The organism is Nocardia carnea (assembly GCF_029868855.1).
In the GTDB taxonomy this organism is placed as follows: Bacteria; Actinomycetota; Actinomycetes; order Mycobacteriales; family Mycobacteriaceae; genus Nocardia; species Nocardia carnea_A.
The window spans coordinates 1-14,406 of sequence record NZ_JARWOV010000123.1; the positions used below are offsets into that span (position 1 = coordinate 1).

Below are 14,406 nucleotides of genomic sequence, written 5' to 3' on the forward strand. Positions count from 1 at the left end.
GGGTCGCCCGGTGAGCAGCGGTTCGGCCCGCTGGAGGCCATGGGTGAACTCGCGGCGCTCGCCGAGCTACGCGCTGCGACTCGCCGCCACGGCGCGCTGCTGGCAGTGAACGACCGGGCGGATATCGCCCTGGCCGCCGCGCACCCGCCGCGGCCACCGGCTTCGAAGAAGTCTCGGCACTGTTCCAGGGGTCCAAACATATCGAATTCGAGCAGCGCAACCACAGCCTGATGTACCGCGAGGACGAAACCGACGGTGCGCCGCCGGCCGCGGCCGCGGCCCGGGTGCGGGATCGAGGCGAGCAGGCCGGCGGTGTACGGGTGGCGGGGTGTGTAGAACAGCTGCTCGGCGTCGGCTTCTTCGATCACTTCGCCCGCGTACATGACGACCACGCGCCGGCACAGTTCGGCGACGACAGCGAGGTCGTGGGTGATGAACAACAACCCGATACCGGTCTGCTCCTGCAGGTCCCGCAGGAGATCGAGGATGGTTTGCTGCACCGTGACGTCGAGTGCGGTGGTGGGTTCGTCGGCGATGAGCAGCCGCGGGTTGCAGGCCATGACCATGGCGATCATGACGCGCTGGCACATTCCGCCGCTGAAGGCGTGCGGATATTCGCGGACCCGTTCGGCGGCGCGGGGTACCTGGACCAGCTCGAGCATTTCCACTGCGCGGGCCATGGCGGCGCGGCGATCGAGGCCGAGATGGCGGCGGACCGATTCGGCGATCTGGTCGCCCACGGTATAGGCGGGATTGAGGCTGCGGATGGGTTGCTGGAAGATCATGCCCATGCCGGTGCCGCGGAGCGTGCGCCATTCCCGCGGCGGGAGCGCGGTGAGTTCGCGGCCTTCGAATTCCACGGAGCCACTGGATATACGGCCGCCGGTATGCGCGGTCAGGCCCATGACCGCCAGGGAGGACACGGTTTTCCCGGAGCCGGATTCGCCGACCAGGGCCACGGATTCACCGGCGCCGACGTCGAAAGAGACACCGTCGACGACGGTGGTCCAGCGGCCGCGGCCGGCGGGGAACTGCACGGTGAGGTCGCGTACTCGCAGCAGGGTCTCGGGGGCCGCGCCGGAGGCGGTGTCCGCCGGCTGGAGGCTGTCAGTTGCTACTGCCATTGCGGCTCCTCGTCAGGGCTCGGCGCACGCCGTCACCGAGGTAGGTGAAGGCGAGCACGGTCAGGAAGATCATCACGCCCGGGGGCCACACCAGGTGCGGGGCGAGTTGCATATTCGAGGCGGCGGTGCTGAGCATCGACCCCCAGCTCGCGGCGGGCGCCTCGGCGCCGAGACCCAGGAAGCTCAAGCTCGCTTCGGCGGCGACCGCGGTGCCGAGGGAGACCGAGACGACCAGGACGATCGGCGGCATCACATTCGGCAGGATGTGCCGGATGATCGTCCGGGATGTCGTGCACCCCAGGGCGACGGAGGCCTCGATATAGGTGTCGCCGCGGACGTCCATGGTCGAGGCCCGGGCGACGCGGAAGAACCGGGGCGCCATCACCAGTCCCACCGCGAACATCGCGTTGGTGATCCCGGAACCCAGTACGGCGACGATCGTGATCGCCAGGACCAGGGACGGTGCGCTCATCAGGGCTTCCATGAGCCGGGTGAGCAGGGTGTCGACCCATCCGCCGCGGTAACCGGCGACCACTCCGAGGGGTAGTCCGAGGATCAGTGCCAGCGTCACCGCCTGCAGTGCCGCCGTCAACGAGATGCGGGCACCGAAGATCAACCGGCTCAGCGCGTCGCGACCGTAGTCGTCGGTGCCCAGCAGATGCCGGGCGTCGGGGGGTTGCAGCCGGTGCAGCAGATCCTGGGTGTACGGGTCGTGGGGTGCGATCACGGGCGCGAAGATCGCGACGAGGATGAGCGCGGCGACGAACAGCGCTGCGGCCGTGGCGGCGGGGCGGCGGCGCAGGAAGTCGAATACTCTACGGCCGACCCTGGGCCGGGTGTCTGCCGGTGTGGTCGCGGTCATGAGCGCACCTTCGGGTTGAAGTAGCCGTAGGAGATATCGACGACCAGATTGACGAGGATGACGACGACCGTGGTGAACAGGACGAAGCCGAGAAGTACCGGGACGTCGTGGTTCTGGACACTGTTGACCGCCAGGCTACCCAGACCGGGCATGTTGTAGATGATCTCGATGGTGACCGCGCCGCCGAGCACTTCGGAGACCCGGAAACCCAGCACGGTCACTACCGGGATGCAGGCGTTCTTGAGCCCGTGTTTCCCGACCACGCTCGCCCGGGACAGTCCGCGCGCTTCGGCGTTGAGGATGTAGTCACTGCCGAGTACCCGGCCGAGCGCGGACCGCAGCTGCAGGGTCACCTCGGCGGCGGGGAGCAGCGCCAACGCGACTCCGGGCAGCACCAGATGCTGGAACCACGGCACCACTCCCTCTGATATCGGGACGTAGCCGAACGCGGGAAATATCTGATGCGTGACGGCGAGCAGCAGGACCAGGACCAGTCCGAACCAGAAGGCGGGGACGGCGATCGCCACCGAGGCCAGGGCGTTGATCCCCCGGTCGACCACACCGCCCGGCCGCAGCGCGCCCAGGATGCCCAAGACCAGACCGATGGTCACGGCCAGCACCATCGCGAACAGCACCAGCGACAAGGTCGTGGCTATTCTCCGGCCCAGCAATTCGGCTACCGTCTGGTTCGACCACAGTGACATTCCGAGGTCGCCGCGTAACGCCGACCCGACCCAGTCGAGGTATCGCATAAAGACGTTCTCGTCGAGGTTGAGGTTCTCGCGTAGTTCCCGCAACCGTTTCGGTGTCGCGTTCTCCCCCGCCAGCACCACCGCCGGATCGCCCGGAGCCAGGTCCATCAACAGAAATATCAGCAGCGGAACGATCAGCAGCAGCGGAATCGCCGCCAATAACCGCTGCCCGGCATAACGCAGCACAGGATCTCCTCATCATTCCGGCGGACTATTCGGTCATTGCCACATGGCGGAGGTCGAAGATTCCGAGATCCGCCCACGGGATGTCTTGTGCGCCGACGACCTGGCTGGTGAACAGCGTGGCGTTGGTCTGATTGCAGATGGGGACGAACATCGCTTCTTTCAGCGTGAGGTCCCAGGCCCGGTGGTACAGCGGGGCGCGCTGTTGCTCTGTCAGGGTGGGGTCGGCCGCCCGGGTCACCAGGTCCCGGATCTGCCGGTTGCCGTTGGCGAGGGCGTAGGCACCGAACAGGAAGGTGTTCACGGTCTCCGCGGGATCGACCTTCGCGTTGAAACTGTTGGACACCATCGACGCGAAATCGCCGGCCATGTACCGGGGTTCGTTCTGCGTGTTGGGAACCGGGTTGAGGTCGGTGTCGATACCGGCTCGGGACAGGCTCGATTGCAGGACGTTCGCGGTTTTCTCGGTGTTGGTGCCGGCGGCGAAGGTCAGCGTCACGTGGGCTCCGCCGGCCGCCTGCACCAGGGCCCTGGCCTTGTCCGGATCGTAGTGATACGGGTAGGTGTAGTTTTCGTCCGCGGGCCAGCTTCCCGCCGGATACAGCTGCCGGTGGGGTGTGCATGTTCCGGAGAACAGGGCGCTGACGGCTTCGGGGTCGATGGCGGCGGCGACGGCCTGCCGGACCTCCGGTTTCGCGAGGTCGCCGTCGGGCCGCATATACAGGCCGAGCACATTGCGGAAGACGACCTCGTCGACGCCCACGGTGCGGTTGCGCCCCAGCGTCTGTGCTTCGATCACTTCGTTGGCGGAGCTGACCCAGCTCAGATCGGTCATCCCCGTTTTCATCCCGTTCAAGCGGGTTCGGGCGTCGGGTATCCATTCGAATTCGATCCCGGCCAGTCGCCCGGCCTCGGGGTCCCAGTTGGGGCCGCCGTCGGCCCGGGCCAGCGACAGTGATTCCTCGGGCACGTATTCGGTGACCACATAGGCTCCGGAGCCGGCGGTGCCGGGACCGTTGCGGATATCGGTGCCGGCGGCGATCGCTTTCGGGCTGATCATCATTCCGACGTTGGTGCTGAACACTCCCGGCAGTTCCACGCCGGTTCCGGGCCGCAGATGCAGGCGGACGGTGTAGTTGTCGGCTTCCTCGACCGAGGTGATGTTTTGCAGGGCGTCGGCGACCGTGCTGCCTTCCATGTTCTGGCCCCGGTGGATATTGGCGGCCACGGCCGCGGCATCGAACGCTGCGCCGTCGTGGAATGAGACATCGCTGCGGAGTTTCAACTCCAGATATGAGCCGTCACGGGCGAACTGCCAGGATTTCGCCAGTCCGGGTATCAGATTGCCGGACTTGTCGACGGTGGTGAGCCGGTCGAACAGAACGGTCAAGTACCCCCAGCCGCCGTAGCTCGTCTGCAGGTAGGGGTCCAGGTTCCTGGTCGGGGAACTGCTGGTGACCCGCAGGACAGCGTCCGGATCGATATCGCCGACCGGGCCGCCGAAACCGCCGTCGATCGGGCCGCCCCCGCAACCGGCCACGACCAGCGTCGCCACGGCCGCGGCCAGCAGATGCCGGGCACGGCGAAACCTTCTGCGGTTCATGGGGTTCCTTTCACGCAAGAGTTGAGCTTTCGGTCGGGCTGCCGGTGGGTGCGGACTGCGCTCGTATCGGAACTCGCCCGGTCACGTGGGGATATGGGTCGGTATGTGGCTGCGCGGGTGAGGTCTACGGCGGGTGGGTCGGCGCGGGAGGTCACCCGGAGGTTTCGTGGTCGCTGCCGGTGTCCGTGCGGACCGGGACTCGCCGTTGGCGTCGATGTCTGCACGTCCCCGGCTGGGGATCGCCGGGTTCGGCGCGGGTCGCCGCCGGTTCGGGCCGGGGTTGCTACCGGAGGTCGTTCACCGATGGGTGGGCCGCGCCGGTTTCCGGGTATCGCGATACCGGCGCGAGGGTGCCGCTCACCACGCTTTCGACTGCTGCCGAACGGGTTCCGGCCGGTGGCCGCCGCGGTCGTCGTTGTGTCGCTGTTCCGACGAGGGGACCGACGGAATTGCCGCATTGAATGAACCGAGACCCATGCTCTCTCCTTGCATGCTGCTTGGCTATCAGCGCCCACCACAGAGACCAAGCAAAGTTAGGGCACTCCAAAGCACTTGCTTGGTTGGAACGTTAGATGGATCACAGCGGCCTGTCAACGGTTTCCCGGATATCCCACGCCGAAAACGCCGAAGCGTGCCGTAACCCGGGACGCAATCACGAAAAATCAAACCCTGTGCAATAAAAGCGATCAGCTATCACATGGACGACCCGGCACACCCGGGGATCCGGCCGGGAAACCCGACGACGCGGCCGAGAGCACCGGAAACGATCCGGCGCTCACCGTCCCGGAGCACATAACCCGCGAGCTCGAGTAAGCCGTCCAGGAGCTACGCCTACAGCAAGGCCGACGAGCCGCGGCGCGGTGAGACCGGAATGCCGGGTGGCGGCCCGATTCGACGGCCGCGGGAGCCGGCCGCCTTCTCGCCTCCGATCATTCACCCACCCGGCCGGGTACTTCGGGCGCGCTCCGCCGGGAAACCGGCTCTGCCGCCGCGCGGGGCCGCGGGACGGTTTTGTCGATGAACAGCGCCTCGACAGAGACACACAGCGCACCGTCCGCAGTATGGATCGCACCGACAGAGTCGATCTTGTTGCCGTTCTGCGACACCGTCCGGCCGCTGACGGTGAGCGGCACGAACAACGGTGTCGGGCGGTGGTATCGCACATTCAACTGCGCGGTGGGGCCGTTGCAGCCGGCCCACGTATTGGCGACCCCGAGCGTGTGGTCGAGCAGTTGCGCGGCCACTCCCCCGTGTACGTGCCCCGGCGGGCCCTGATACGGGATCGTCAGGGTCACCACACCGTCGACCGATCCGTCGGCCCGGCCGGTGAGTACGAGTGGCGGCGCGATCGCGTTCTCCGGGCCGGTCACCGGGTCATGACGTGTGACACCCTCACCGTGCCACATGTCCACCAGACGTTCGGCCACCTCCGGAGCGTGCTGCTCGAGATGGTCGGCGATACTGTCCAGCTCCTCCGCCACCCGATCGAGGTTGGCGTTCGCGCGGTCGGTGCGCAGCAATGCGTCGATCACGCGCCGCGCTGCCGCTGTCGCACGATCGACAGGTGTGTCCCGGGGTGCCGAGGTCAGTACTGTGCCGTCGGCCGCGGTGCGCACGGTGGGACGGGCCGGCGGGTCATAACTCATCGGGTCTCCCTGGGTTCGGCGAGCGGGTGTTCCTACTCCCACTCGTTTGCGGGGCCTGGTGTATCTCGGCGAATCGGACGCTAATCCGCGGGCCGGTTCCGGGCCTGCCGGGGTCTCACCCACCGGAAATACCCGTTCCCTTCGGGGTGCGGGCGGGTTGAGATGGGGCCACGGAAACCGGGTTCGGCCTTCTCGGCACTGCGTCTGCCGCGCGGCCGTATCCGGCCGGGGCGAAGCGGCTGCTCGACTGGATGATCAGGTCCGGGCACGGATGACAGAAGGAGTAGCGCGGTGACGACCGACGCAGTGCAGGAACTACTGCACAAACAGGCCATCTACGAGGTCGTACTGCGCTACTGCCGCGGTATCGACCGGCTCGACTTCGACCTGGTGCGCGACGCCTACCACCCCGGTGGGATCGACCATCACACCGGATTCGACGGCACGGTGGACGAATTCATCGAATGGGTGCGCCCGAAGCTCCGCGCGCTCGGCGGCACCATGCACCACATCGGCAATCACCTGGTGGAACTGCACGGCAACCTGGCGATCAGCGAATCGTATTCCACGGCGGCCCATTGGGGCGCGTCCGGCCACGACGATTTCACCAGCGGTTGCCGCTATGTCGATCTGATGGAACTGCGCCACGGCAGATGGGCCATCGCCGAACGGTGGGCGGTACGCGAATGGACCCGTTCCGACGCCGGCAGGCTCACCGAACCCGAGGGACACGGGCCCCGCGGCCGGCGGGACACTTCGGATCCACTACACCTGCTGCGGGCACGGATCCGCTAGCTCGACGACGCCGCTACGACCGTATGAGCGCCGCCGCAGATCCTGCGGCCCCGGGCGAGTTCGTTCAGCTGCCGCCCGCATACGCCCCGACGACCTCGAGTCGTTTCACCTTCCCGGTGGCGTTACGGGGCAGCGGTTCGGTCGTGATCTCCCACCGGGTGGGCACCTTGTACCGGGCGATCCGCTCGCCGACGAACGCGCTCAACTCCGCGGTGCTCACCGCGTCCGCTCCCCTGGTGACCACCACCGCGCACACCTCTTGACCGAGGTCCGCATGCGGGACACCGAGGACGGCGCATTCCCGTACTGCGGGGTGTTCGCTCAACGCGTTCTCGACCTCGATCGGGTAGACGTTCTCCCCGCCGCGCAGGATCAGATCCGACCGCCGGCTGCTCACCCACAGATAGCCGTCGTTCATCGTGCCCAGGTCGCCGGTGCGCATCCAGCCGTCCGCGGCGATCGTGGCGGCGGTGGCCTCCGGGTTGTTCCAGTAACCGAGCATCACGAGCGGGCCGCGCAGGCAGATCTCGCCTTCGATGCCGTCCGGCACCGGCCTGCCGTGCTCGTCCCGGATCTGCACACTCATCGTCGGTACCGGGGTGCCGACGGTATCGGGCCGCTCCTGCAGGTCGGCCGCGGTCGCGAAGGTCGCCGCCGTCGAGGATTCGGTGAGGCCGTAGCTTGTTCCCAGCGACCGTCCGGCGACGGGAAGCACCTCCCGCAGCCGCTTTTTGAACGACGCGGAGGACGGTGCGCTGTTCACCGAGATCGTGCGCAGCGACGACAGGTCGTATCCCGACAAGTCCCCGTGTTCCAGGAGACGGTGCAGCATGGTCGGCACCGCACCCCAGTTGGTGACGCGCTCGGTCTCGATGAGCCGCAGCACCCGGGCGATCTCGAAGCGGCCGGTGTGGATCACCGCGGTATCGCCGAACGCGAGCCGGGGGACGGCGAGATTGTGCAGCGCCGCGATATGGAACAGCGGGGTGGCCAGCAAGAACCGGCGAGGCCCCGGGGCGCTGCCCAGTTCGGCGGCGACGGCATCGCTCAACCGGTAGAAGTCGACCGCGGCGATCATGTTTCGGTGGGAATGCACGGCACCCTTCGGGCGTCCGGTGGTGCCGCTGGTGTAGAGGATGACCGCCGGATCGTCCTCGTCGATATCGGTTACCGGCAACGGTACCCCCGCCGTGGCCGTGGCCAGCCGCGGAATATCCGTCTCGATCGACAACACCGGCACCTCGACCGAGCCCAGTAGCGTCCGGCGCGGTTCGTCGGCGACAACGAGCGCCGGCGTGCAATGCTGCATCCCGTAGGCGATTTCGCGCGCGGACCACAGAGAGTTCATTCCCACGGCGACGGCGCCGAGCGAGGTCGCCGCCCAGAACGTGAGAATCCATTCCGCGCGGTTGGCGGCGAGGATCGCCACCCGGTCACCTTTGCCTATCCCGTAGTTCGTGCGTAGCGCATGGCTCAACGAGGCGACGCGGTCGAGATGTTCGGTGAAACTCCACCGGGTGTCCCCGCAGACGAGGTATTCACTGTCGCCGTAGCGGGCCGATTCGATCAGCAGTTCCGGCAGGGCATGCCTGCGGTGCCGGAACACCGGCATGGGATTTCCGCGAACCGGCTCCTGCGTGATCTCGAGGTCGGCACCGGGAGCGGTGAGGCGGGCCGTGACGGCCGCGCGGGGGCCGGGGGTCGTCGATCGATCGGACATGGGGGAAGGATCCCTTTCCTCGGATACCGCGCGCAGGGCGGTGAACGTACTACGGCGGACACGGTCAGCGAACGGTCAACTGACCACCGTCGACATTCCAGGATTGGCCGGTGACCCAGCCGGCCTGTTCGCTGGCGAGAAACAGCACCGCCCAGGCGACTTCGTGCGCCTCCCCGACCCGCTGCAACGGCAGGTTCGCCTCGACGTAGCTCTGCCACGCCTGCGCCGGCAGATCGTCGAGCCGGCTGGTTCCGGTCACCCCCGGACAGACCGCGTTCACCCGGATCCCGGCAGGACCCAGTTCTTTCGCCATCGACGAGGTCAATGCCTGCACACCTGCTTTGGACGCGGCGTAGGCGGCGGTGTTCGCACCACCCAATTTCCCGGCGATCGAGGAGATATTGACGATACTGCCGCCCGCACCGCGCTCGACCATGGCGCGAGCGAACGCGCGGCTCACCAGAAACGTCCCCCGCAGGTTGACCCGCATCACCGCATCCCACGCCTCGGTGGGCAACTCGAGCACCGGAACCCGGTCCCCGGCGCGGGCGGCGGCGGCATTGTTCACGACGATATCGACGCGCCCGTATTCGTCCAGCACCTGCCGCACCAGGGCATCCACCGCCTGTTCTTCGGCGATATCGCAGACCACCGCGCCGGCGCGCCGCCCCAGTGCGCGGATCTCGTCGGCGACCGAGTCGATATCACGCCAGCCGCCGGCGCGTTCTTCTTCGGTGTACCGCTGCGGGGTGCGGCCGGTGCCCGTGACGATGACATCGCAACCGGCCCGGGCCAGCGCCCGCGCGGTCTCCCGGCCGATGGATCGCATCCGCCCGGCTCCGGTGACCACGGCCACCTTCCCCTCGAACCCGGTGAGCTGCATCGTGTCGGACCCTTTCGATGAAGATGCTGCCCTCGCGATCGACAAGGACTGCTGAAACGCGATTCTATCCAACCAAGCACTTGTTTGGTAGTCGCTACGGAGGAGCGCCTCCGTTTCACCTCAGGATGCGCCGGGGCCGCGCGCAATCACCCCCGCAGCGACAGGATCTGCTGTTCGAGCTCCGGATCGTCACGTAGTTCCGCCCGCACCGCGGCCTCCCAGAATCCGTGGAACCCGTTCCCGTCGCTGCGGCGTTGCCGGTCGACCCACCAATCGGGCAGCGCGGATTTCTCCGGCCCGCCGGCCGCCCGCACCATCCACGCGTTCTTCGCCCGCTGCTCCAGCGCCACCGCCCGCAGGAACACCGCCCGCGCGGTACTGCCGATCACCAGCACGCCGTGCCCACCGAGCAGCGCCAGATCGGCATCACCCACCGCGGCGATGGCCGCGGTGGCAGCTTGGGCGCTGTTCACCGCACCGGCGTACTCGTCGACCAGTACCAGCTCGCCGCCGCCGAGACTCGAACTCTGGTCGTAGGCCGGTGGCACCTCCCCGAGATCGCCCCAGATGGTCCCGAATTCGGGATGGTTGTGCACCACGAACTGCACATCGGGGCGTGCGCGGTGCAGGGCGAGATGCAGCGGAATACCCAGCGGCACCGGCCAGTCTCCCTCGAGCACGACGCCGTCCAGATCGATGCGGAGCACATCGCCTGGGCCGAACTCCTGCCAGGTCAGCAGCCACGGATTGCACAGCAGCGTGCCGTCACCCATGTTCCGGGTGATATGGCCGGCCAGATGGTCGCGATATCCCTCGCGCCACAGGGCTCGCGCCAGCAGCACGATCTCCTCGGCCGGGGTCAGCTCGGGAACGAGCCGGTCGGCGCTCGGGCGAAAACCCATCCGGGCCTCCTCAGTCCCGGGGCAGCACGGTATCGGGCAGCGGATGGCGGTAGAGCTTCGCCGCGTTCTCGCTGCACATCCTCCGGAGTTCGGGTGCCGGGATACCGGCCCAGTACCGCTCGATCACGTCCTGCGTATGCGGCCATGTCCCGTCACCGTGCGGGTAATCGGTTTCGAGCATGATGTGGTCCACACCGATCACTTCGCGCAGGGCGATCGTGGACGGATCGTCGAGTGTGCAGAACCAGAAATTGCGGCGCAGGATATCCGCCGGGCGTTCGTCCCAGCCCAGGCCGTAGCCGGAGCGGTCGATGATGTTGTTCAGGCGGTCGATCAGCATCGGGACCCAGCCGATACCGCCTTCGCTCATCGCGATTTTCAGCGTCGGATTATCCTTCGGGTATCCCGACCACAACCATTCACTGCATGCTCCGAGGGAGAGCTGGCCGAACATCGTGGCGCCCAGCTGAAGGCCGGGCGCACCCTGCGGATAGGCATACATTCCCGAACTGCCCACATGCAGCGATATCACGGTGTCCGTCTCGACGCAGGCCCGGATGATCGGATCCCAGTACTCGCGCTCCCACAGCGACGGCAGCCCGATCGCATGGGGACGTTCGGGAAGAGTGACCGAGGTGAAACCGCGGGCGGCGTTACGCTCGATCTCGGCGACCGCCTCTGTCGGATCGCCCAGATAGGTGATGCCCCCGGGGATCACGCGGGACGGGTAGGCGAGATACCACTCGTTGTACAACCAGTCGTTCCAGGCTCGTACGGCCGCCTTGCCGACTTCACGGTCGGCGGCGAAGGCGAACACCCGGCCGCAGAAACCGGTGATCTGGGACGGGAAATTGAGCATCGCCCAGATTCCGCCGAGATCCATATCCTTCACCCGGGCGTGGATGTCGTAGCAGCCGGGACGCATCTGCTCGAAGCGGAACGGTTCGTATTTCACCGATTCCGAACGGCGGCCCGCCACCGCATTCATGCCCACCTGAGAGTAGGTCTTGCCTTCGAACTCCCAGACCTGGGCACCGTCCGCCGTCTCCCGGATCCGCGGACCGCGATCCCGGAGGGCGGCCGGCATCCAGGTGTCGAAGAGGTGCGGGGGTTCGACGACATGATCGTCCACCGAGATCACGGTGTAGCGGATATCCGCGGGTTCGGGTTCGGGATCGAACAATTCGGGATCGAGTTGCTGCTGCGGTGCTGTCACGGCGTCTCCTCCACACAGCGGTGCGCTACCGGAAACGGCCCCACACCTTGTATAGAGTATCGTTATGCGATACCCTGATATCTCTTATTGATACCAAGGTAGGGGTGATCCATATTCCGGTCAAGACTCTGAGTGGCCTGCTGCGCGGCCTGCAGGTGGTCGAAACGATTGCCGCGAGCCAGCCCGTCGGGCTGACCGAGCTGTGCCGGGTACTCGGGGAAGACAAGAGTGCGATGCAGCGCGTCCTCGCGACCCTCCACCAAGCCGGATGGATCCGGCCGCTTCCCGATGCCCCGCCACGGTGGGAACTCTCGGCGAAAATCGTCACGATGGCGGGGCAGGCCCACAGCGCATCCTCGCTGCTCGCCCGCGCGCGTCCCGTGCTGGCCGCCCTGCGCGATACCACCGGAGAAACCACCCACCTCGCGCTCCTGGAAGGCGGGAAGCTCGTGGTCGCGACCGTCGCGGACGGCACCCATACGGTGCGCACCGCACTACCGATCGGCCAGGTCCACCCGCCGGAGACGAGTGCCGCCGGACGTGCGATCTTCGCGCACCTCACCCCCGCCGAACGCATCGAACGCGCCGAAACGGCCGATACGCTGCTCACCGCGGCGGAATACGACCGGATCCGGACCCGCGGCTGGTCGCTGTGCGAGGGCGCGGTACAGCACGGTTCGACCAGTATCGGCGCGGCCATCTTCGATATCACCGGATCCCCCCGGGGCGCGATCGTGGTGAGCGCGCCCGACACCCGGCTCACACCGGACCGGTACACGCGGACAGGAGAGCTCGTCCGCGACGCCGCACGCCGGTTGAGCGGCTCGGCCGAGGAGGAGTAGCCGAAGCGACACCGCCGACCGGCTTCGATGACGATCCGGCGGCGTAATTCGGCCGCGACGCGCGCGGTACCGTGCCTGCTTCGAACACCGTGGTCGACGGGGTCCGCTCGCCGACCACCAGCGGCGCCACAGTGGCCAGGTCACCGACGGGATCGGACCCGGCCACGCCGACCGCGCTGCCGGGCGCCGACCACCGGCAGCGTTAGGCTCGGGCGGCTGGGCTCGTGTCGGCGACAACCTCTCGGAGGCGGCTGTGCACAGACGTCGGTTGACGGCTCTCGGGGCCGCGGTGACGACCCTCGCCGCGCTGGCCACCGGATGCGGCATCGAGGAACCGGTGCCCGGCGCCACCACGAGCACGAGCGCGGCGCCCCCGCAACCCGCCCGCGCGCCCGGGATCGCCATACCGGACGGACGGGTGGAACATATCGTCGACCGAGTGGATCAACGGGCGCAGGAATTGCTGCGTGAGACCGGTATCCCGGGCATGGCGGTCGCCATCGTCGCCGCCGGCAAGGTCGTATACCAGGAGGGTTTCGGGGTCCGCGAGGCCGGCACCGAGCAGGAGGTGGGGCCCGATACCGTGTTCCAGCTGGCCTCGATGTCGAAACCGATCGGGGCGAGTGTGGTGGCCCGCGAGGTCGCCGCCGGGCCGGTCGACTGGGATACACCGATGCGGCAGCTCGCGCCCTGGTTCGCGCTGAGCGACCCGTATGTCAGCGATAACGCGACCGTCGGTGACCTGTTCGCGCACCGGTCCGGGCTGCCCGATCATGCCGGGGACAAGCTCGAAGACCTCGGATTCGACCGGGCACAGGTGCTGGAGCGGTTGCGGCTGCTGCCGCTGGGACCGTTCCGGAACTCCTACGACTATACGAACTTCGGGCTGACGGCGGCGGCCACCGCGGTCGCGGAGGCGGCCCGCACGGACTGGTCCGACCTGTCGGAACGCGCCATCTACGAACCATTGGGAATGACGGCGACCAGCTCCCGCTACGCCGATTTCGCGGCCGCCGCCGACCGTGCGGTCGGGCACACCCGCGTAGGCGAGGACTACCGGCGCACCGAACCTCCGCGACAGCCGGACGCGCAGTCGCCGGCGGGCGGTGTCAGCTCGTCGGTGGCGGACGTGGCGCGCTGGATGACGATGGTCCTCGAGGACGGTTCGTACAAGGGCCGGGAGGTGGTGGCGCCGGATGCGTTGCTGCCCGCGCTGTCCCCACAGGCCGTTTCGTCGCCACCGGCGACTCCGGACTCACGGGCCGGTATGTACGGGTTCGGCTTCAATGTCGGCACGTCGGCGGCGGGCCGGGTAGTGCTGAGCCATTCCGGGGCGTTCAACGCGGGCGCGGCGACAGCATTCACGTTGATCCCGTCGGCGAATGTGGGGATCGTGACGCTGACGAACGCCGCGCCGATCGGAGTGCCGGAGACGTTGAACGCCGAATTCGCCGATCTGGTGCAGTTCGGCGAAGTGCGGGAGGACTGGTGGGGCCTGTATCAGGAGGCCTTCGCCGAGATCGAGGGGCCCACCGGTGAGCTGGTGGGTAAGGATCCACCGCCGAATCCGGCACCCGCGGCGCCGCTCGACGATTACGCGGGGGTCTACGGAAACGACTATTTCGGTCCGGCGGAGGTCGCGGTGGACGGTGACCGGTTGCTGCTCACCCTGGGCCCGGCGAAGGTGACCGTCCCGCTGCGGCACTGGGACGGCGATACCTTCGTCTTCACCCCCACCGGGGAGGCCGCGAACCCGGGAACGGTGTCGCAGGCACGATTCGACGGCGACCGATTGTGGTTGGAGTTCTACGACTCCGACGGATTCGGCACTTTCGTCCGCTGAGCGGTGAACAACGCGCTGACCGGTCACCGGCGGCA

The 14,406-nt window shown here is 67.5% G+C and carries 10 protein-coding genes and 3 pseudogenes; 4 read left to right on the forward strand and 9 right to left on the reverse strand.

The window, feature by feature from the left end:
- Window positions 1–138, forward strand: a pseudogene (locus QH195_RS35070) (thiamine phosphate synthase); the annotation flags it as partial.
- Between the two features lie 173 nt (window positions 139–311).
- On the opposite strand, the pseudogene QH195_RS11925 reads toward QH195_RS35070, so the two are convergent.
- From QH195_RS11925 to QH195_RS11945, 5 genes and pseudogenes are all read right to left on the reverse strand, one after another.
- A pseudogene (locus tag QH195_RS11925) lies at window positions 312–1,124 on the reverse strand (ABC transporter ATP-binding protein); the annotation flags it as partial.
- Window positions 1,108–1,986 carry an ABC transporter permease gene (locus QH195_RS11930; RefSeq protein ID WP_280435403.1) on the reverse strand — a complete coding sequence of 293 codons (879 nt, stop codon included), beginning with the start codon at window positions 1,984–1,986 and terminating at the stop codon, window positions 1,108–1,110. The gene QH195_RS11930 and the pseudogene QH195_RS11925, both read right to left, overlap by 17 nt.
- Entirely contained in the window at window positions 1,983–2,924 is a 942-nt protein-coding gene (locus QH195_RS11935; protein WP_280435404.1) for an ABC transporter permease, read from the reverse strand. Before QH195_RS11935 ends, QH195_RS11930 begins: the two co-directional genes overlap by 4 nt.
- Window positions 2,925–2,949: 25 nt before the next feature.
- Window positions 2,950–4,524, reverse strand: coding sequence for an ABC transporter substrate-binding protein (locus QH195_RS11940; protein ID WP_280423845.1), 1,575 nt, complete (start codon window positions 4,522–4,524; stop codon window positions 2,950–2,952).
- Between the two features lie 992 nt (window positions 4,525–5,516).
- A pseudogene (locus QH195_RS11945) lies at window positions 5,517–6,170 on the reverse strand (hotdog domain-containing protein); the annotation flags it as partial.
- A 291-nt stretch (window positions 6,171–6,461) separates the two neighbouring features.
- Between QH195_RS11945 and QH195_RS11950 the strand changes: the two are divergent.
- Window positions 6,462–6,965, forward strand: a complete 504-nt coding sequence (locus QH195_RS11950) for a nuclear transport factor 2 family protein (protein ID WP_280435405.1) — start codon at window positions 6,462–6,464, stop codon at window positions 6,963–6,965.
- A gap of 64 nt (window positions 6,966–7,029) precedes the next feature.
- Here the strand turns inward: QH195_RS11950 and QH195_RS11955 are convergent, their stop codons facing one another.
- The 4 genes from QH195_RS11955 to QH195_RS11970 form a co-directional block, all read right to left on the reverse strand.
- Window positions 7,030–8,685, reverse strand: coding sequence for a class I adenylate-forming enzyme family protein (locus QH195_RS11955; protein ID WP_280435406.1), 1,656 nt, complete (start codon window positions 8,683–8,685; stop codon window positions 7,030–7,032).
- 64 nt (window positions 8,686–8,749) lie between these two features.
- Window positions 8,750–9,568: an SDR family NAD(P)-dependent oxidoreductase gene (locus QH195_RS11960; protein ID WP_280435407.1), complete on the reverse strand. Its 819-nt coding sequence runs from the start codon at window positions 9,566–9,568 to the stop codon at window positions 8,750–8,752.
- Window positions 9,569–9,714: 146 nt separating this feature from the next.
- On the reverse strand, window positions 9,715–10,470 hold the full coding sequence (locus QH195_RS11965; protein ID WP_280435408.1) for a class II aldolase/adducin family protein: 756 nt from the start codon (window positions 10,468–10,470) through the stop codon (window positions 9,715–9,717).
- Window positions 10,471–10,480: 10 nt separating this feature from the next.
- Window positions 10,481–11,686, reverse strand: a complete 1,206-nt coding sequence (locus QH195_RS11970) for an amidohydrolase family protein (RefSeq protein WP_280435409.1) — start codon at window positions 11,684–11,686, stop codon at window positions 10,481–10,483.
- Window positions 11,687–11,790: 104 nt separating this feature from the next.
- Here QH195_RS11970 and QH195_RS11975 point away from each other — a divergent pair, with 104 nt between their 5' ends.
- Together QH195_RS11975 and QH195_RS11980 are read left to right on the forward strand one after the other, a co-directional pair.
- The gene (locus tag QH195_RS11975) at window positions 11,791–12,528 is read left to right on the forward strand and encodes an IclR family transcriptional regulator (RefSeq protein WP_280435410.1); all 738 of its coding nucleotides are present in this window, start codon (window positions 11,791–11,793) and stop codon (window positions 12,526–12,528) included.
- 268 nt (window positions 12,529–12,796) lie between these two features.
- Window positions 12,797–14,371 carry a serine hydrolase gene (locus QH195_RS11980; protein WP_280435411.1) on the forward strand — a complete coding sequence of 525 codons (1,575 nt, stop codon included), beginning with the start codon at window positions 12,797–12,799 and terminating at the stop codon, window positions 14,369–14,371.
- Window positions 14,372–14,406: the final 35 nt, after the last annotated feature.